The sequence below is a fragment of the Actinomadura physcomitrii genome (assembly GCF_008923205.2).
GTDB classification, from domain to species: Bacteria; Actinomycetota; Actinomycetes; order Streptosporangiales; family Streptosporangiaceae; genus Spirillospora; species Spirillospora physcomitrii.
Genome location: NZ_WBMS02000007.1, coordinates 200,578 through 221,162, shown reverse-complemented (window position 1 = coordinate 221,162; position 20,585 = coordinate 200,578). Strand labels below are relative to the sequence as shown.

General features: G+C 72.8%; 8 protein-coding genes. 1 reads left to right on the top strand and 7 read right to left on the bottom strand.

Annotation, left to right across the window (positions count from 1 at the left end):
- Positions 1-26: 26 nt before the first annotated feature.
- Positions 27-554, top strand: a complete 528-nt coding sequence (locus F8568_RS11540; RefSeq protein WP_151593519.1) for a pyridoxamine 5'-phosphate oxidase family protein — start codon at positions 27-29, stop codon at positions 552-554.
- Positions 555-627: 73 nt separating this feature from the next.
- Here F8568_RS11540 and F8568_RS11535 read toward each other — a convergent pair whose 3' ends face one another.
- The 7 genes from F8568_RS11535 to F8568_RS11505 all read right to left on the bottom strand — a co-directional run bounded on the left by F8568_RS11535 (position 628) and on the right by F8568_RS11505 (position 20,562).
- A complete protein-coding gene (locus tag F8568_RS11535) occupies positions 628-3,756 on the bottom strand; it encodes a family 78 glycoside hydrolase catalytic domain (RefSeq protein ID WP_202124800.1) in 3,129 nt (1,042 codons plus the stop codon).
- A gap of 10 nt (positions 3,757-3,766) precedes the next feature.
- On the bottom strand, positions 3,767-6,292 hold the full coding sequence (locus F8568_RS11530) for a beta-L-arabinofuranosidase domain-containing protein (RefSeq protein WP_151593518.1): 2,526 nt from the start codon (positions 6,290-6,292) through the stop codon (positions 3,767-3,769).
- Positions 6,289-8,328 carry an alpha-L-rhamnosidase-related protein gene (locus F8568_RS11525; protein WP_151593517.1) on the bottom strand — a complete coding sequence of 680 codons (2,040 nt, stop codon included), beginning with the start codon at positions 8,326-8,328 and terminating at the stop codon, positions 6,289-6,291. Before F8568_RS11525 ends, F8568_RS11530 begins: the two co-directional genes overlap by 4 nt.
- A gap of 114 nt (positions 8,329-8,442) precedes the next feature.
- The gene (locus F8568_RS11520; protein WP_151593516.1) at positions 8,443-11,406 is read right to left on the bottom strand and encodes a glycosyl hydrolase; all 2,964 of its coding nucleotides are present in this window, start codon (positions 11,404-11,406) and stop codon (positions 8,443-8,445) included.
- A 32-nt stretch (positions 11,407-11,438) separates the two neighbouring features.
- The gene (locus F8568_RS11515; protein ID WP_236008639.1) at positions 11,439-14,621 is read right to left on the bottom strand and encodes a family 78 glycoside hydrolase catalytic domain; all 3,183 of its coding nucleotides are present in this window, start codon (positions 14,619-14,621) and stop codon (positions 11,439-11,441) included.
- 8 nt (positions 14,622-14,629) lie between these two features.
- On the bottom strand, positions 14,630-17,833 hold the full coding sequence (locus tag F8568_RS11510) for a family 78 glycoside hydrolase catalytic domain (RefSeq protein ID WP_151593514.1): 3,204 nt from the start codon (positions 17,831-17,833) through the stop codon (positions 14,630-14,632).
- An 11-nt stretch (positions 17,834-17,844) separates the two neighbouring features.
- Complete coding sequence (locus F8568_RS11505) at positions 17,845-20,562, bottom strand: family 78 glycoside hydrolase catalytic domain (protein ID WP_151593513.1); 2,718 nt, start codon at positions 20,560-20,562, stop codon at positions 17,845-17,847.
- Positions 20,563-20,585: the final 23 nt, after the last annotated feature.

Genomic DNA, 20,585 nt, shown 5'->3' with positions numbered 1-20,585 from the left:
ACCGCACGAACGGAGAGGTGACAGCCATGACCGACCGCGAACCCGTCGACGTCAAAGACCTGGACATCTACGACAGCGGCGGCCCGATGCCCTGGGAACGGGCCCGGACCGCGCTGGCCGAGGGCCTGCCGCGGATGGAGACGCCCGTCTTCCTCGGCACGGTCCGCCCGGACGGCCGGCCCCACTCGGCCGGCATCGGCGCCCTGTGGCACGACGGCGATCTGTACTTCACCAGCGGCCCCGGCACGCGCAAGTCCCGCAACCTCGCGCGGAACCCGGCGTGCACGCTGTCCGCCCGGCTGGAGGGCCTGGACCTCGTCCTCGAAGGCGAGGCGGCGCGGGTCACCGACCCGGCCGTGCTCGAACCCGTCGCCGCCGCCTACCGCGAGGGCGGCTGGCCCGCACAGGTCGACGGCGACGCGTTCACCGCCCCGTACAGCGCGCAGAGCGCGGGCCCGCCGCCGTGGCACCTGTACCGCTTCACCGTCCGCGCCGCGGTCGGCGTCGCGTTCGTCGAGCCGTACGCCGCGACCCGCTGGACCTTCGCGACATGACACCGCCCCGGGGCGGTGCGCTGGCGCCGGGCCCGCCCTCCCCGGGGGGTGATGGGAGGGCGGGCCCGGGTCGTCAGGCGACGGTGCCGTGGAAGGTCCAGGTGCCGGAGCCGACCTTCGCGGGTTCGGCGGTGCCGGGGACGTGGACCTCGGCGGTGCCGCCGGCCGGGACGGTGACGGTCAGCGTGACCTTGCCGCCGTCGCGCGTCCAGGACGAGCGGACCTCGCCGTACGGGGTCTGCCGGGTCGCGGACGCGCTGGTCAGGTCGCCGACGACGGCCGGGGCGACGACCAGGTTCCGGTAGCCGGTGGAGCCGGCCGCCTGCTGGATGCCGGCGAGGCGGGAGGTGAACCACGAGTCGATCGAGCCGAGCATGAAGTGGTCCTGCGACTGGCCGCTGCCGCCGTCCCACGACTCGCCGAGGGCGGTGTTGCCGTGCACGACCTGGTAGCCGTAGCTGGGGCTGTCGGTCTGCGTGGCGATCCGGTAGACGACGTCGTCGGGCAGGACGCGGAACGCCGACGGCAGCGAGATCTCGCCGAGCAGCAGGTGGTAGCCGGCGTCCTTCACGCTGGACACCAGGTGGTCGAGGAGCTTCTGCCGGTCGGCCGCGGGCACCGCGCCCATGTCGAGGGCGATGGCCTCGGCGCCCTGGCCGCCGCCCGCGAACGTGCCGGTGGAGGCGTCGTAGTACTTGTCGGTGAGGGACTTGACGCTCTGGTCCGCCTTGGCCTTGTAGGCGGCGGCGTCGGCGGTCTCGCCGAGGACCCCGGCGATCTTGGCGAGGGTGTCGTTGACGCGCCAGTAGCCGTAGGTGCCCGACACCATCTTCGGGAACGTCCGGTCGGGCGTGAACCAGTCGCCGAGGCTGTAGTCGGTGAGCCCGTCGGTCGCGCGGGCCTCCAGGTAGGCGGAGTACTTCTTCATCTGCGCGTAGTACGTCCGCATCGTCTCGGTGTCGCCGTAGTTCTGGTACAGCTGCCACGGGACGACGACGAACGCGCCGCCCCAGTTGGGGTCGTCGCGGTAGGCGCCGGCGAGGACGGTGTAGTCCGGCACGGTGGACGGGATGAGGCCGGTGTCGGTCTGCGCGTCCGCCATGTCCTGGACGACCTTGCGCAGCAGCGCGTGCACGTCGTAGTTGGCGGCGAGGGCGTCGCCGACGAGGTGGTCCTGCTCCAGCCAGCCGAGCTTCTCGCGGCTCGGGCAGTCGGTGAGGATGCTCTGCATGTTGTTCTCGATGGCGCGCCTGATCAGCCCGTGGATCCCGTTGATGAGGTCGTTGGACGAGCTGAACGTGCCGGCGGACGCGGTGTCGTTGCGCAGCGCCTGCCCGCGGACGGTGATCGTCGCGCCGGCGGGCAGGCCGCGCACCTCCAGGTACCGGAACGAGCCGTAGGAGAACTGCGGGTGCCAGGTCTCGGCGCGCGAGGTGCGGGTCGTGTACTGGTCCCAGATCGGCGCGCCGACGTTGCTGATCGACTGGTCGGCGCGGCCGTCCTTGAGGCTCTCGGACGGGTAGACGCGCACGGCGGTGCCGGCGGGCGCGGTGACGGTGATCTCGGGGCGTCCGGCGATGACCCGGCCGATGTCGAAGACCTGGTAGCCGTCGCCGGAGCCGACCCGCTTGCCGGGCAGGGTCTCGACGACGCGGACGGGTTCGGCCTCGCGCCCGCTGAGCGCGCCGGGCGCCGCCACCGGGACGGCGGCCTCCCAGCCGGAGCGGGACGCGCCGGGCCGGTCCCAGCCGGGGCGCTCGCGGCGGGCGTCGTGGTCCTCGCCGCCGTACCAGTTGGAGAAGGTGACGGGCCCGAGGACGGTCTTCCACGTCCCGTCGCTGGCGACCCGCACGACCTGCCCGTTCGCGAGCGTGACCTCCAGCTGCGCCATCAGCTTGGGGTCGCTGATGGTGCCGGAGAACTTGCGGTACCGGTCGGGCGTGGAGATCACGTTGGCGGTGCCGTTGCCGAGTTCGACGCCGAGCGTGTTGCCGCCGGGCCGCAGCATCTTCGTGACGTCGTACGTCGCGTACTGGACGCGCTCGGCGTACCCGGTGTTGGCGGGTTCGAGCTCGGCGTCGCCGATGCGGCGGCCGTTGAGCCGCGCCTCGTAGACGCCGAGCCCGGCGACGTAGAGGCGGGCGTCGCGGACGCCGCGCGGCAGCGAGAAGTCCTTGGCGAAGATCGGCAGCGCTTCGGGGATCGGCGACTCCGGCGGCTGCTGCCCGGTGACGGCCGCGCGGTTCTCGAACGCGCCGTCGGCGGCGTCGGACGTGCCGACGGTGAAGTCGGCGGGCGCGTACGGGACCTTCCCGCCCTCGGCGGGCTGGTCGGTGCGCGGGAACAGCAGGACCTCGTCGAACGCCTTGGCGTCCTTGAGGTCGACGGTCAGCGTCAGCGGCGCGTCCGAGACGTCCGCCTTGGTGTAGGCGGAGCTGGACCAGCCGGCGAACTCCTGGTTCGTCGTCTCCGTCCCGTCGGTGAGGTAGCGGGTGCCCCACTTGCGGTTGACGTTGCCGCCGTTGTCGGACGCGGTGACGGTCCGCCCGGCGGCGAGGTTCGTGCCGGGGTCGGCGGAGTCGCGGACCTCCAGCTCGGCGAGCTGGAGCCGGTACGTCTCGTCCGGCACCTGCTCGACCATCGGCAGCCCCAGCTTGGTGACGTCGAGGCGGACGTAGCGGGCGGTGGTCTTCGGCAGCTTCACCACGATCGGGTCGGGCTTCTTGGTGCTGGTCTGCCAGTCCTTCTGGCCGATCCAGCGGCCCTGCCAGTCGCTCTGGGCGGTGAGGCCGGTCTCGAACCAGGACGGCGCCGACCAGCCGGACGCCTTCGGGCCCGTCCACACGCGGACCCGCCAGTACACGCGGGTGCGGCTGCCGAGCGCCTTGCCGGCGTAGTCGGTGCGCTGGGCGGCGGAGGCGACGCGGCCGGAGTCCCACAGGTCGGGGCGGCCCCGGTGCAGCGCCTTCTCGCTGGTGGCGGCCTGGATCTGGTAGGCGGTCTGGGCGGTGTTCCGGCCGCCGCGCAGCTGCCAGGTGAGGGGCGGGGTGGTGTCGTCGATGCCGAGCGCCTGGGACAGGTCGTCGGCCCGCAGGCCGGTGACGCCCGCGGGGGCGGCGGCGTGCGCCGGCGCGGCGAGGAGGCTGAGGGGCAGGACGGCGGTCACCGCTGCGGCCGCGAGGCCGCGCATCGGGTTGCGCAAGGGGTCTCTCCTAGGAACGGCCCTGCGTGTGCAGGGAGGCGATCTCGTCGGCCGTCAGGACGTGGTCGTAGAGGCGGAACCCGGTGACCTGGCCGTCCATGGCCGGGTTGCGGGTGTCCTGGGAGCGGCCGAGGTAGTTGTGCGTGGTGGCGCCGAGTGCGAGGGGGCTCATGACGAGGGCGTCGTTGCGTCCGGCCGGGACCCCGTCGACGTACAGGACCGCCGATCCGCCCCCGGCGGTGACGGCGACGTGGGTCCAGGCGCCGGCGGGGAGGGCGGACGGCGCGTCGGCGTAGTCCTCGCCGTCCATGCCGGTGATCTTCATGGTGAAGCGGGCCTTGGCCGACCCGGTCCGGGCGATGACGGCGAAGTACGTCGTCTTGTTGAACCCGAGGTCGAACACCCGCGTGTTGTTGGGGACGGTGTCGAGGTTCAGCCAGAGGGAGACGGTCAGCGCGTCGAGCCCGGACAGGAGCCCGGCGGGCAGCGCGACGTGGCCGCCGGTGCCGTCGAGCACGACCGCGCCGCCGTCCTCGGCCCACGCCGCGCCGGACGCCAGCGACGCGTCCGGCCACCGGCCCGTCGCGTCGGCGAGGCTCCGCCCGGTGAGGGGGAAGTGCGCCAGCAGCGCGGGCTTGCGGCGCGGCGCGGGCGTCGCCCAGTACACCGTGTAGTGCTCGTGCTGGACTTCGGCGAACGGCTTCAGCTTCACGGTCGCGCCGTCCGCCGTGGCGGTGTAGGCCAGCGGAGCACCGCGGTCGGCGCGCAGAGAGCGCGGGTCGATCGCCGGGAACGCGTTGAGCGTCCGGTCTCCGTACTCCCCCGCCAGGACGACCGGGCCGACGCTGACGGCCTGGACGCACGGGTTGTCGGGCGCCTTCCGCCACACTGGCGCCATCGGCATCGCGACGTCGACGACGTCGCCGCGCTTCCAGTGCCGCTCGATCGCGACGTAGGTCCCGGGACGGGCCTTCACCGGCACGGCGGCGCCGTTCACCTTGATCCGGGGCCGGGCGCCGCGCGCGCCGAGCCAGCCCGGCACCCGGATCTTCAGCGTGAACCGGGACGAGCCGGACGTCACCGTCAGCCGCGTCCGGTCGGAGTGCGGGTACCCGGTCTCCTGCCGGAGCCCGATTCCGCGTTCCTTCCAGGTCACCTCGGACGGAATGAAGAGGTTGACGTACATCTCGTCACCGGAACGGAAATAGATGCTGTCGGCGAATTTCGTCGCCGTCTCCATTCCGGTGCCGTGGTCGCAGGAGAAGTTGTCGTAGTCGGAGCTGTAGCTGCCGGGCGCCGCCTTCAGGCCGCCTTTGACCTCGCGCTGCGAGCCGGGCCACAGGCCGGTGTAGTAGGTGACGAACCCGTGCTCGGAGTCGGGGTCCTGTTCGCCGAGCATCTGGTTGAGCAGCGTCCACTCGTAGTAGTCCATGTAGGCGGACGCGGACGGGTCGTGCAGGAACAGCAGCCGCGAGAGCTTCAGCATGTTGTAGGAGTTGCAGTTCTCGCAGGTGTCGGAGCCGAGCCGGCTGGCGATCTCGCCGGGCGGGCAGAAGAGCTCGTTGTTGCTGTTCCCGCCGATCACGTAGGAATGGTGGTGGACGACCGTGTCCCAGAAAAAGGCGGCGATGTCGTGGTAGCGGGTCTCGCCGGTCGCCTCGTACTCGCGCACCGCACCGACGATCTTGGGGATCTGGGTGTTGGCGTGCAGGCCGTCGAGGGCGTCGGTGCGGGCGGCGAGCGGTCCGAAGACCGCCTCGTGGTCGAAGCGGCGGGCCGTCGCCAGGTGCTCGGGGTCGCCGGTGACCTGGTACAGCTCGGCGAGCACGTCGTTCATGCCGCCGAACTCGACGCCGAGCACCGCCTGCATCTGGGCGGTGCTCAGCTTGGCCGTGCGGGTTCCGGCCCAGGACGCCATCCCCTTGAGCACGGTCAGCGCCTGCGCGTTGCCGCTCAGCCGGTACTGGTCGAGCAGCCCGGCCATGATCTTGTGGAGGGTGTAGTACGGCGCCCAGGGGTGGCCGCCCGCCTCCATCTGGTCGAAGACGGCCTCCTCGAACGCCGACAGGTACCCGGCGCCGAACCCGGCCGACGGCGAGGCCGCCTGGCATTTCGCCAGCTCGCCGACGATGTACCGGCCCTTGGCCGCGTACGCGTCGTCGCCGGTGTTGGCGTGCGCCTGCGCGAGCGCCGACAGCAGGTGCCCGGTGGAGTGGCCGCGCAGCTGGACGTCCGGCGCCTCCCAGCCGCCGCACGGCTCCGCCGACGACGGCAGCCCCACGTTCAGCCGGAAGGTGTGCAGGAGCCGGTCGGCGTCGACGAACTTCAGGTAGGTGCAGGTACGGGTCATGTTCGCGCGGAACGGGCCGTCCAGCAGCGTGACGTCCGACAGCGGGAACGGTGCGAGCGCCGGCTTCGGCGACACGCGGACGGTTTCGGCGCGGGCGGGCCGTGCGGGCAGGGCGGGGAGGGCGAGCGCCGCCGAAGCGGCGCCCGCCGTGCCGAGGAACGCCCTGCGGTTCAGGGCGCCGGTCATGCCCGCTCGCTCCGGATGGTGTGGTCGCCGTGCAGGCCGTCGACGTAGACGTACTCGCCGTCGGTGCGGACGCCCTTCATCAGCGCGCGGGTGCCGTCCCAGACGAGGTGCCCGTCGACCCGGACCTTGATCCGCGTGCCGAACGTGGGCACGCCGGCGCGTCCGGTCGCGGCGCGCGGCGCCTTCAGCTTCGCCGTGTAGGCGCCCTTGGCGACCTTCCAGGAGCCCTCGACGGCGCCGAGCGTCGTGGTGATGCGGCCCTGGGCGAAGGTCAAATCGGCGATGTGCGGGACGAAGTCGAACGACCGCCCGCCCGTCCCGGTCGGGTTCAGGCCGAGGACGCCGAAGGTCAGCGCCGTGACGGGGCCGGTCGCCCACGCGTGCGCGAGGCTGGTGTAGGAGCTGCAGAAGACGCAGCCGTCGCCGGGGTTGCGGTACGACTCCCAGAACGTGCTTCCCGTCCCCTGCGGGTTGCCGAGCATGTATCCCCACTCGCGGCGGATGATGTCGACGCCGGCCTGGTCGGCGGCCTGCCCGCCGGCGGCGAAGTGCGCGTTGACCTCCATCGACCCGGAGAAGACGCCCGGGTTGCCCTTGTTCTCGGGCGCGGTGGAGGCGACCTCGTTCCAGTTGCCCTTCAGCTCGGCGCTGATCCGGCGCGCCTGCTCCTGGTCGGCCAGCCCGTACCAGACGGCGAGCGAGTTGCCGTCCTGCGGGTGGATCGTGTTGCCGGGGTAGAACGTGTACGCCCCGGCGGCGTCGTCCCAGAAGTTGGCGTTGATGGCGGTGCGCAGCGCGGCGGCGCGCTGGGCGTAGGACGCGGCGAGGGCGGTGTCGCCCTGGGTGCGGGCGAGCTGCGAACCGGTGTCGAGGACGCGCCACAGCAGCACGTTCGCGATGAGGTTTTCGCCCTTGGCGAGGATGCGGACGGAGTCCGACGTCCCCGTGATCGACAGCAGGCCCTTCGCGTCGACCTTCGCGGAGCTGTAGTCGACGGCCTTCTTGTACTGGTCCCAGATCCCGGAGACCCAGCGCGTGTCACCGGTGTACTTGTAGTAGTCCCAGCTCGCGGCCAGCGTCCACAGGTGGTAGGTGTCCGAGCCGTACTTGTTCAGCTCCGGCCCGGCGTAGGGCAGCTCGCCGGTGTCGCGCTGGTGCTGGTAGATCACGTCGAGCGAGTTGCGGGCCGACGCGGTGTCGTCGAACGCCGCGTACGCGGTGGGGATCTCGACGCCGAGGTCGCCGGGCCAGACCGTCCGGTCGCGCTTGGCGCCGTCCACGAGGATGGACGTCCCGGAGCCGATGTCGCCGGTGTTGTCCCACAGCGCCGCCGGCGCCTCCCACACGCGGCCGGTCTTCGGCGAGATCGTGTTCAGCTGGACGGTGTAGGCGCCCGCGTACCAGATCCGGTTCAGCAGGTCGTCGCTGGAGTAGAAGTAGTTCGCGTACTTCGACGGGTCCTTCAGCTGCGGCGCGGGCGTGTAGTGCAGCGACACCCCGTCCAGGTCGACGCTCCCGGCGGACTGCATGAAGATCGTCAGGTAGCGGAAGCCGCCGCGCAGGTACTTCTCCGGCGTGGTGTAGGTGGTGCGGCCGTCCACGTCGGCGGTGAGGGCGCCGTCGCGGCTGCGGGGGCCGCCGGTGGAGGCGTCGCTGTCGGTGGTGACGTAGGCGGAGGACTCGTTGAACGCCAGCCCGACCTGCTGCGCGCCGTCCGATCCGGAGAAGTGCAGGGTGGTGAGGCCGCCGACCTCCTTGCCGAAGTCGAGCGTGACGTACGATCCGGCGCCGCTCAGCGTGGTCTTGTGCCCCTTGAGGACGGCGGACGGGTTCGTGACGTCACCGCTGGTGTTGTAGACGGCGACGGGGCGGACCGTCCGGGACGACGGCGACAGGATGTACCGCTTCCACGGCGCCGAGCCGTGCCCGCTCCCGTGCCCGGAAGAGGCCGACGCCGGGACGGCCTGGGCGGCGATCAGGGCGGACATTCCCAGGGTCAGAGCGGCGATGCGCCGCCTGGTTACGCTGTGATACATGGATTCCTCGTGTTCCGTTCCGTGTGCAGGATGGGATTGACGGGGGTTCAGGTGCGGGAGGGCGGGCCAACGCCCTCCCGCACTCGTTCTCGAAGCGGCTTTTTCAGAGCCGGTTCAGCGGGTGCGGATCACCGCCTCGCCGTACGGGACGAGCCGGACCGGCCCGATCAGCCCGTACGCCTGCCGCGGCGCGCCGCCGTAGACGCCGGGGTCGGACACCCGCAGCCGGTTGTTCAGCGTCGTGGCGACCTCCACCTCGATGGTGTTGGTGCCGCGCCGCAGGTAGGGGCCGATGTCCACGGACGGGTACAGCACGCTGACCGGCGGGACGCGGCGCCCGTTCACCGACACCCGGCAGGTGTCGAAGACCTCGCCGAGGTCCAGGACGGCGCCGGTGCCCGCGCCGCCGTCCCACGTCACCGTGGTGGTGTAGGTGCCGATGCCGGAGACGTCCGCGAGTTCGGGGATGTCGGGCCAGGCCTTCAGCGCGTCGAGCGTCAGGTCGTGGCGCTTCGTGCCGTCCGGGGTCATGTCCTCGACGCGCAGCCGCCAGGTCGTGAGGGTCCGCGCGGCGGGGACGGCGCCGATCGCGGTCGTGACCGTGCGCCCGCCGGCGAGGGTGGTCGCGTAGGTGCCGGCGGCGGTCACGCGGGCGACGAGCCGCTGCCCGTCCACCCGGACCTCGGCCTGCGAGGCGGTCGCGGACGGGTGGTGCCCGCCGCGCGCCAGCATGATCACGGTCGCCTCGGACGGCTGGAGCGCGATCCGGACCGTGACGGTGTCGCCGTCGGCCTTGTAGACCGCGATCGGCTCGGTCTCCCCGGTCCACAGGTCCAGCCGGTACGGGACGGCCTTGCGGTCGGCGCGGACGAAGGCGACCTCGTGGTCGATCGCGGCGACCGGCGGCTTGACCGTCTCAGCGTGCTTGCCGTTGCACAGGTAGAAGTAGTCGACGCCGCCGTCCCGCCGGTGGGCGTTGAGCAGCGTGGAACTCTGCGCGTAGCGCGCCTCGGGCCGCAGGCCGAGGGCGTCGAGCGCGCCCTGCACGTCGGTCTCCGCGGCGACGTTCTTCACGCGTGGTAGCGCGAACATCTCCTTGATGACGGCGCGGAGGGCGTCGTTCTCTCCGTCTTTCGCGATGCCGGGGACCGTCGCGGCCGACCAGTCGCCCAGGAAGACCAGCGGCAGGCCCGCCTTGGCGAGCTTCAGCATCGTGCGGGCGCTGTCGAGCGGCAGCGTGCACGCGTTGCCGTTGAAGCGGTCGCCCTCGACGAACAGCACCTGGTAGGCGGGGCCGTCGGGGGCGAGCCGCCCGTCGCGGACCTTCGCCGACGGCAGGTCCAGCAGCGGCGCGCTGATCATCTGGTGCGTCCAGCCGAGCGGAACGCCGTACTTGGTGAACCAGCCGACGCCGATGCCGGTCTTGGTGTACCCCTTCTGCCGGAACACCGCGACGTCGATGCGGCTCTTCCCGGCGCGCAATGTCTGGTGGATCCGCGCGAAGTAGGCGGCGATGTCGGGGACGTGCCGCCAGGTCGGCTGCCGCGGCCCCCACGCCTCGGCGAACCCGATGCCGCCGTTGTACGGGGTGAACGCCGCGAACCCGGGCCAGGCCGCGCCGGGCGCGGTCGCGTAGGAGAACCCGTGGAAGACGGTCTGGTTGAGGCCGGCCGCGTAGGCGCCGCCCATGGTGCGCAGCAGCTTGTCCCACGTGGTGTTGTACGCGCCGCCCTGGTACGCGCCCGCCTCGCAGGACAGCAGCTCGCGTCCCGCCATGTCGCGGCCTCCGGCGAGCGCGCGGTAGTCGTCCAGGTTGTGGAACCCGAGCGACTCGCCCTCCGGGACGTCCAGGATCGCCGCCGACCGGATCGCGTCGGTCTGCAGCCCGTACGGCTGGGCGCGCAGCTCCAGCCCGACCGAGTGCGCCCACGTCCGCAGCGCCTCGAAGTGGTACTCGTTCAGCAGGTCCGAGACCGTCAGCCAGAAGTCGTGCCGCGCCTGCGCGGTGCGGTCCGCCTCGTAGGAGTAGACGGTGTTCTCGTTGTTCAGGACGAGCACAGGCAGGTACGGCGTCAGGTCGTAGCCGCGCCGCCTCTTGAACTCGGCGGGCAGGTCCGGGGTCCAGTTGAGGGCGTCCGTCTCCAGCTCGATCGAGTCCTCGAACAGCGTAGCGCCGGCCTTGCGGATCAGCTTGCGGACGCGCGGGGTGAGCAGCCGCGCCTCCCAGAACGCGGTGACCGCGCGGGTGCCCGCCTTGCTGAAGTGGTCGACGACGTAGGACTCGGGGCTGCTGTGCGGGCCGCCTTCGGGCTGCTGCCCGCTGCCGCGCCGCCAGTACGACAGCAGCAGCCAGTCGCCGCCGGCCGGGGCCGTCCAGGTGATCCGGCCGTCCTTCGCCTGGGCGGTGAGGTCGGTGAAGGAGGCGAAGTCGAGCCCGGTCTCCTTGCGGGTCGCGTTCGCCGCGTCGACCTTCACGGCGTGGACGGCGACGAGGTCCCGCTTCGTCACGCCGTCCGCCGCCGCCACGACGGGCTCGGGCACCGGGCCGTCGTGGGTCGCGCCGCCCGCGACCGTCACCGTCCCGTAGGCCAGCTCCTGGACGGCGGCGTCGTCGTCCGGCGCGATCGTCGGGACGGCGGCGGGCCAGGCCGGGCCGATCGTCAGGTCGACGGTCAGCCCGCGCCGGGCCGCCTGGTCCAGCGCGGCCTCGACGCCGGCGACCCATGCCGCCGTACCCCAGCCGTGCCCCGCCGGGTCCAGCACGGACGCGTCCCTGATGCTGTGGTGCACGGCGGAGATCTCACCGCCGCCGAACCCGGCCTCGGCCATCTGGTCGATCTCGCGGCGGATCTCGGCGGGGTCCACCAGCCCGTCCGGCCACCACCAGCGGAACCTCGGCCGCACGGCCGCGCCGGGCCGGGCGAACCCGCCCGCGCCCGGGCGCGCCGCCGCCTCGGCGACCGCCTCTCCCCCCAGCGCCGGGGCCGCGGCCGCCACGACGGCGGCGGCGGTGCCGATCTGCAGCACGCGCCGGCGGGTCAGGCCGCGCGGCCCCTCCTCGCTACGGTCGTCGTTCACTCTCGTCACTCCTCCTGAATCGATCGCGCCGGTCAGGTGCGCGCGATCACCGTGGTGCGGCCGGAGCCGACCGGGCCGATGGCGAGCACCGGTCCGGTCGCGTCCCGGCCCGTGCGGCGGGGGGCGCGGGCGTTGGGCCCGGTGACGCGGACGTCCCGGGGGTCGAGGGAGCCGAGTTCCACGACGATCCGGGCCGCGGTGTTCGGCGGCACGTCCACGTCGAGGCGGTAGCTTTTCGCGCGGTCCAGCGCGACCGACACCGGGCCGCGGACCGTCGGCACCGTGCCGGAGACGCGGGTGAGGTCGCCGGGCCGGGGCCGCACCTCGATCTCCGCGGCGCCCGGCGCGGTGATCTCCACGCCGAGCACGCGCCGGGGGAGCACGTTCGCGGGCGCCGAGCCCCAGGCGTGGGAGAACGTCATGTTGCTCTTCAGCGACGGGTCCCACGCCTCGCCGACGATGGTCGCGCCGAGGTCGTCCATGAGGTGCAGCCAGGAGTTCGTGCCGGTGGCGGTCATCAGCCCGATCGCGTCCTTCGCCCGGCCCGTCGCGAACAGCGCGTCCAGCAGGAACTGCGCGCCGTAGACGCTGACCCTCATGCCGCCGCCGGCGAGCGTCTCCCCCAGCGCCTGGACGACGGAGTCCGGCACGGTGCCCTGACCCGCGACGCCGAGCGCGACCGGGTACACGGTCGCGTGCTGCGCGCTGTGGGTCGTGCCGGCGCCGTCCACGAACCGGCCGTTCGGCGCGTCGAGGAGCGTCGTGCGCATCGCGTCCGCGAGCCTGCCCGCCTTCGCGCGCCACGCCGTGGCGTCGGCGGTCTTGCCGAGGACGCCCGCGATGTCGGCCATCGCGGTGAACGCGGCGTACTGGCACGCGTTCACCACGGTGTTGACCTCGGTGAACACGTAGCCGTCGCGGTTGGAGGCCGGCCAGTCGACCAGGTCGCCGAGGTCCGCGCTGGACGAGCCGGGCTTCTTGTGCACGAGGCCGTCGTCGCCGATGTAGGACGTCAGGTGCTTGGTAACGAGGAGGTCGTAGTCGGCGGCGAGCTGGTCGGGATCGCCGGTGTGCAGGTAGTCCCGCCACGCCGACATCACGTTCATCAGCCGGTACTCGGTCGGCCAGGTGTGGTTGCGGGCCAGGTAGACGTCGGACGCGCGGGCCAGCGCGAACGACCGCTGCACCGCGTACTCCGACGCCTGGTTGATCAGCGCGTCGCCCTCGTAGGGGCCGCGTTCCCGGGTCGGGGTGTCGATGTACAGGTCGCCGCGCGTCGCCTCGATCGAGTAGCGGCACAACTCGTAGACCCGGTCGAGGTCGCTGCTGGAGCTGGCGAACGAGGCGTCGGAGCCGCGCCAGTCGAGCCGCCAGGCGCGGCCGGTGGCCGCGTCCGCCAGGTCGAGGTCGTCGTCGCAGATCAGCTGCGCGTAGCGGAAGCCGCGGTAGCCCCAGTGCTCGGCGGACTGGCGGCCGTCGCGCAGCGTCCAGACCTCCTTGTAGGTGACGCCGGCGCGCAGCGCGTACCGCACGGTCCCGTCGGCGTTCAGCTCCTCGCCGAGCCGGATCTCGATCGTCTGCCCGGCCTTGCCGCGCACCGACAGCCGCAGCCCGCCCGCGATCTCCTTGCCGAGGTCGACGAGCCAGGTGCCGGGGGCGACCTTCCGCACCGACGCGGGCCGCACGTCGTGCAGCCGGACCGGCTCGACCAGCGCCGGGACCAGACCGTCGATCGCGGGCTTGACCTGCGCGGCGTCCCAGCCGGAGTCGTCGAAGCCGGGGCGGGTCCAGCCGGCCGGCTCCTTGCGCAGGTCCCAGTACTCCTGCGGTCCCACGTAGAAGGACGAGCCGATCGTGCCGGCGGCGGGCAGCATCCCGGCCTGCCGGCGCGCCTTCCACGACGCGCCGCTGGCGGCGAACGTCGCGGTCGTCCCGTCGGCGTAGGTGACGGCGAGCTGCGCGACGAACCGCTTGTCCTCGGTGGTGAACGCGAGGGCGGCGAGCGCGTTGCGGCGCCCGGGTTCGACCAGGCCCGTGACGTCGAACGAGTGGTAGCGCGGCGCGCCCGCCCCGCCGCGCTGGGACGCGAACCCGGCGACCTCACCGTTGATCCAGATCTTGGCGGGGTACTGCCGGATCGGCGCGGGCGACTGCGCGGCGACGTGCAGGACGGCCGCCGCGATCGGCTTGCGCGCCGGGGTGAACTCGGTGCGCAGCAGCGCCCAGTCGTCGTCGGCCGAGCCCGCCGACGACAGCGTCGACTGCCCCTTGCCGAGCGCCAGCACGCCGCCGGAGACGGTCCCGGCGGAGAACGTGCCGACGCCGTCGGTGAAGTCCTCGCTGATGAGGGCCTTGCCGTCGGGGGCGGTGAAGGTGACCGCGTCCCACTCGTTCGCCTCGGTCGAGCCGTTGCGCATCCCGACGGTGCCGGTGGCGTACGTGCCGTCCGTGGTGGTGTCGACGACCGTCCCGTCGATCGAGGTCGTGAACGTCGAGCCCTTCATCTCGACGGCGACCTCGTACCAGCGGCCCGTCTCGATCGGGACGCCGAGCGCCGTCTCCTCCAGCACCCGGTACGTCCCGTTCACGCACACGTGCTTCTTCAGCACGCCCGGCGATCCGGCGCGCAGCTGCCACAGGTAGTTCGCGCTCGCGGAGGACGCGCGGAACCACAGGCTCGCCGCCACGGCGGTGATCCGCACCCGCGCCTTGAGGACGCCGTCGCCGGGCGACGTCGCGGCCGGGACCCAGATCGGCTGGGCCTTCCAGGCGTCCAGGCCGGTCGCGACCAGCGCCGGCTCCGACCAGCGGGACGCCTTGTGCCCGTCGAACGTCCGGACCCGCCACCAGTACGCCGTCCCGGCCGCGAGCGGCGGCCCGCCGTACGGGACGGCGACCGACGCGGCCGACGCGACGCGCCCGCTGTCCCAGTGGTGCGGGCCCTTCGCCAGCCGCGACGGGGTCGTGGCGAACTGCACCTGGTAGTGGGTCTGCTTCGTCCCGGGGCCGAGGTCGGCGACCTGCCAGCTCAGCCGGGGCTTCGCCGCCGTGACGCCGAGGCCGTCCGGCAGCAGCGACGTCAGCAGGCCGGACGGCGTGCGCGCCGCGACCCCCTTCCCGGCGGGAGCCGCGGCGGCGGCCGTCCCGGCGTGCCCGAGGACGACCGCGCCGGCGGCGCCGACCGCCGACGCGCCGAGGAACCGCCTCCTGCTCAACCCATCACTCATTTGGTGGCCCCCTCGAAGGTCCAGTCGCCGGAGCCGATCTGGAAGACGGCCCGGTCGTTCTCGATGCCGACCCACTCGGCGTCCTTCGGCGCCTCGGGCCGGGTCGTGCCGCCGAGCAGCGGGAACTCGACGCGGGCCGTCGTGTTCGGCGGGACGGTGGCGTCGAGGCGCAGCGTCCTGCCGGTGCGGCGCCACGACACGGCGGCCCGGCCGCGCGGCGTCTCGTACGTCGCGGCGGCGCGGGTGATGTCGCCGACGACGGCCGGGCGGACGAGCAGCGTCGCGTACCCGATCGAGGCGTCGGTCTGCGACAGCCCGGCGAGCCCGGCGTGGAACCACTCGTCGATCGCGCCGAGCATGAAGTGGTTCTGCGAGTTCCCGGAGGTGGGCCCGTCCCAGTTCTCGGTGAGCGACGTCGCGCCGTGCACCACCTGGTAGCCGTAGCTGGGGTTGCCGGTCTGGGTGGCGACGGCGTGGATGACGTCGTCGCGTCCGGCGGCCGACAGCACGCGGAACACCGACGGCAGCGCGATCTCCCCGACCGTGAGGTGGTAGCCCTTGTCGGTGATGCTCTGCACGAGGTGGCCGAGCACCTTGTCCTTGGACGCGGCGGGGACGATGCCCATGTCGAGGGCGAGCGCGTCGCACGCCTGGCTGCCGGAGCCGTAGGTGTCGCCGGTCGCGTACTTGCCGTTGAACGCGTCGCCGATGCCGGCGGCCAGCTTCGTGTACTTCGCGGCGTCGTCGTCCTTGCCGACGACCTTGGCGATGGACGCCAGCGCCGTGACCGCGCGGTGGTAGCCGAACGTGGCGGTGACGCCGAGCGGGGTGCTGTTGTCGAAGGTGATCCAGTCGCCGAGGCCGTAGTCGAGCAGGTTCCCCTTCGCCTTGGACGACAGGTAGTCCACGTACCGGACCATGTTCGGGTAGTAGGTGCGGAGCGTGGCCTCGTCCCCGTACGCGCGGTACATCTGCCAGGGCGCGAACACGATGACGTTGCCCCAGTTCGGGTCGTCGCGGAACCCGCCGGAGAACACCGTGTACTCCGGCGCGATGTCCGGGACGAGCCCGTCGGAGGTCTGCGCCTCGGCGATGTCGCGGACGATCTCGCCGTAGTAGGCGGTCACGTCGTAGTTGCGGGCGACGGCCGGGAAGACCAGGTTCGCCTGCTCCAGCCAGCCGAGCTTCTCGCGGTGCGGGCAGTCGGTGAGGACCGAGTACATGTTGCTCTGCACGGCCCGGTCGATGATCCGGTGGATGTCGTTGAGCAGGCCGTGCGAGCTGGTGAAGGACCCGGCGGTGTCGTTGGCGGCGCGCAGCGCGATGCCGGTGACGGTGCCGTCGTCCGGCGCGGACGGCAGCCCTTCGAGCTGCACGTACCGGAAGCCGTGGTAGCAGAACCGGGGATGCCAGGTCTCGGTGCCCTGCCCGGACAGGGTGTAGGAGTCCCAGATCGGGGAGCCGGTGGTGCTCTGGCTGACGGTGCCGTCGGCGTTGAGCAGCTCGCCGGGGCGCATCGTCACCTTCGTCCCGGCCGGGCCGCTGACCCGCAGTTGCGCCCAGCCGGCGAAGTTCGTGCCGAGGTCGACGACGTGCACGCCCTCCTTCGGCTGCGTGATCTTCTGCGTGCGGAACGTGCCGGCGCGCTCGATGGGCGGGGCGGCGCGGGCGGTGAGCTTCGCGGTGGGCGGGTCGCGGCGGACGGCGGCCGTCCAGCCGGACGGGGTACGGCGGGCGTCGTAGTCCTCGCCGCCGTACCAGCTGCTGAACGTGGTGGCGCCGAGCGCGGTCCGCCACGAGGCGTCCGACGCGACGACCTCGCGCGACCCGTCGGTGTAGGTGATCTCGAGCTGGCCGAGGAACGCGGGCCTGCCATCGGAGCGGGCGAGCTTCTGGTAGCGGCCCGGCGTGGCCGGGACGTTCGCCATGCCGTTGCCGACCTCGGCCTGGACGGTGTTGCCGCCCGTGCGCAGCAGCTTGGTCACGTCGTAGGTCGAGTAGACGATGCGCTGCTTGTAGGCGGTGTTGGGCGGTTCGAGGACGGCGTCGCTCACCGGCCGCCCGTTGACGGTGACGTCGAGGACGCCGAGCGCCGTCGCGTACAGCCGCGCCGACCGGACGCGCTTGCCGAGGTCGAACTCCTTCCTGAACAGCGGGAGTGCCTCGGGCTGGGCGTGCAGCGGCGGCGGGGCCTGCTGCCCCTTGACGGTGGCGGCGGTGTCGAAGGTCTTGCCGTCGGCGGAGGTCTGGACGGTGAAGTCCTCGGGGAAGTTGGCGGTCTTCCCGTCGTCGGTCATCACGTCGGTGCGCGGGTACAGCAGCACCCGGTCGAACCGCCGCTGCTCGCCGAGGTCGATCTGCACCCAGATCGGCGTGGCGAGATCCTGGTCCTGGTATTGCAGGCTGGTGTAGCCGAACGGCGCGGCGTCGCTGGTCAGCGACCCGTCGGTGATCGCCTTCGGCTCCCACTGGCCCGCGACGGTGTAGCTCTCCGACGCCGTCACCGGCGCGTGCAGCGCCAGGTCGGCGCCGGACGCGCCGTCGCGCACCTGGACCTCGGCGAGCTGCAGCCGGGACACCTCGTACGGCCAGCCCTCCTTGAGCGGGAGGCCGAGCCGGGTCACGTTCAGCCGGATGTACCGGGCGGTGCGGGCGGTGAACGCGACCGTCGCCGGCGTGGGCTCCGGGTCCGACCAGGCCGGGTTCCCGATCCACTGCGCCGTCCAGTCGGACGCGGCGAGCAGGCCCGTCTCGAAGTGCGCGGGCGCGCTCCACGCCGATGCGCGGCCCCGCTCGTCCCACACCCGGACCTGCCACGACACCCGCTGCCGCGAGCCGAGGGCGCGGCCCGCGTAGGCGGCGGAGACCGCGCCGCCCGCGACCTTGCCGGAGTCCCACAGGTCGGGGCGGTGCAGGCGGGCGTCCGCGCTCGCCGCGCGGACCTGGTACGCGGTCTGCGCCGCGTTGCGCGGACCGGCGGCGAACCGCCAGCTCAGCGTCGGCTTCGCCGCGTCGATCCCGAGCGGGGACCGCAGATGCCCGGCCCGCAGGTCGGTGGGCGTCAGCGTCCGGGCGCGGGCGGGCCCCGCGGGCGCCGGCGCGGCGCTCGCCGCGGACGGCAGCGCGCCGGTGGCCGTCACCGCGGCGGCCGCGACGCCGCCCGCCTGCACGAACCGTCTCCTGCTCAGCTCATTCGTCATCGGACGGCCCTTCAGGCGTGCGTGGAGTGGAAGGTGAGGCGGCCGGACCCGGCCTGGTAGACGGCGTAGCCGTCCCGCATGCCGACGAAGCGGGCGCCGCCCGGCCCGGACACGCGGACGTCGCCCGCCGACCGCGCCGGGACGTGGATCTCGGCGGTGACGTTGACCGGGACGCTCACCGAGAGCGAGACGCCGTTCCCCCGCCGCGTCCACTGGACGCCGACGTCACCGCGCTCGACCGGGATGGTGCCGGTCGCGCCGCTCAGGCCGGACAGCGGCGGCCGGATCCGGACCGACGCGGCGGCCGGGGCGGTCACGGTGACGCCGAGGAGGGACCGCTGCACGTCGACCAGGGACGTCGAGCCCCACGGGTGCGAGAAGCTCTGCCCGGTCTCCGGCGCGTCCCACGACTCCCAGGTGAACGTGCCGCCGCGGGCGAGGATGTTGCCCCAGCCGGGTCCCTCGGTGTCGGTGAGGCGGGTGACGACGTCGCCGGTGCGTCCGGTGTCGTCGAGGGCCTGCAGCAGCCGGTGCGCGGTCATCGGCCCCATCTGCATGCCGAGCCCGGCGATGTAGGTGCCGATCGCCTCCCGGGACTCGGCGGGCGCGACCCCGTACGCGACCGCGTACGCGTTGGCGATCTGCGAGGCGTGCGTGCTCTGGCTGCCGTCGCTCTTGAGGCCGTCGATGTAGATGCCGTCGGCGCGGCGGAGCTTGGCGTTGATGGTTCCGGTGAGGGTGCCGGCCTCCTTGCGCAGCGCGGCGGCCTCGTCGGACTTGCCGAGCGCGTCGGCGGCGCGGGCGGTGGCGTTGAGGACGTCCACGCCGAGGATGTTGATGACCGTCCGCGCGGCGGTGTCCATGTCGTGGCCGTAGCGCATGGTCGCGGGCCAGTCGATGATGCCGTACTGGTACTGGCCGGAGCCGCCTTCCAGGTTGGTGACCAGGCCCGTCCCGGAGTCGATGTAGCGGCGGACGTAACCGGCGACCGCGTTCATCACCGGGTACGCCTGCGCGAGCGTGGTCGCGTCGCCGGACTGCTCGTAGTAGTCCCAGACCCAGCCCGGGAACATCTCGGTGTAGTCGGGTATGTCGCGCTTGCCGTCGCCGTTCGGGTAGACGGAGTTGAGCCGGCCGTCCGGCCAGTACCGGGCCTGCGAGGCGATGAACTCGCGGATCGCCTGCCGGGTCAGGCGCCGCTCCCCGAACGCGCCCATCGCGGCGGTCGAGGTGTCGACGGCGTCGCCGAGGAACTGGCCCTTCTCGCGGGTCGGGGTGTCGAGGAACTGCGACTGCGACCCGTACAGCGCCGACCGCGCCATCATGTCGTAGGCCGCGTTCACCCCCTTGTCGGACGTGCGGACCGTCGCGGTGCGGTCGACGGAGTTGTGCTGCACGACGGCGGAGATGTCCTTCGGGTCCACGCCCGAGTCGGGGCCGACCTCGAAGTAGCGGAAGCCCTCGTAGGTGAAGGCCCGGAACGTCTGGTCGCCGTCGCGCTGGGTGTAGCCGTAGGTCAGGTCGGTGCTCTGGTTGTCGCTCTTGGACCGCGACACCGTGCCGTCGTCGGCGAGCAGGTAGCCGGCGTGCATGTCGACGTGCCGCCCGGCCGTCCCGTCGCGGAACCGCACGACCGGCACCGCCGGGATCACCTTCCCGAAGTCGGCGACGAGCGCGCCCGACGCCAGCTTCGTCACCTTCACCGGGTGGACGGTCTCGTACGCCAGCGACGTCTCCTGCCCGTGGACGTGCTTGAACGTCGCGGTCGGGTGCGCGCCGACGACCTGCGGCGCCGCCCAGGACGACGCGTCGAAGCCGGGCCGGTCCCAGCCGAGCGGCTCGGCGGTGCCGTCGATGTCCTCGACCCAGTCGCCGCCGTCGCCGTTGCGGCGCGGCGCCGTCTTCCACGGGCCGCGCGCCACCTGCCAGGTGCCGTCGCTGACGACGACCTGCCGGGTGCCGTCGGCGTGGTCGATGACCAGCCGGACCAGCAGCCCCGGCTCGCCCTTCGGCCGGCCCTGCCCGGACCCGTACCAGTGGTAGACCGCGCCGAGCGTGGCCTCGCGGCCCGCCTTCAACTGCGAGGTGACGTCGACGGTCTTGTAGAACAGGTCGTCGGCGTACTCGAACGCCGGGCCCCGGTCGACGGTCGCGCCGTTGAGGCGCAGGTCGTACTGCTGGTCGGCGGAGATGTGGACGCGGGCCCGCACGACCGGCGACGCCCCGACGGTGAAGTCCTTGCGGGCCAGGGTGTGGTCGTCGGACTCGGCGGTGGTGCGGCGGATCCAGGACGCGCCCCACTGGCCGTCGCTCAGCCCGGTGTCGAACGAGGCGGGCCGCGACCACGGCGACGCCTTCCCGGTGCGGTCCCAGGTGCGGACCTTCCAGGTGTAGGTCGTCTCCGGCGCCAGCGCCGGCCCCGCGTACGGGACGTACTCCTGGCTCGCCGATCTCACCCGGCCGCTGTCCCACACGGTCCTGCCGGACGCGTCGCGCACGGCGATCTCGTAGGCGGACTGGACCTCGCCGGGGTCGACGTCGCGGGGCCGCCACCCGAACTGCGGCGCGCCCTCCACGCTGAGCGGGCGGGCCTGGTCGCCGACGGTGAGGCCGGCCGGGGACTGCGGCGCGTGGCCCGCCTTCAGCGCGGCCTGCGCGGTGCCGGGCAGCGCCACGACGGCGGCGGACGCCCCGGCGGCGGCGAGGAGCAGAACCTTGGAACGGATCATGAGGTGAACCTCCAGAGAGGGAA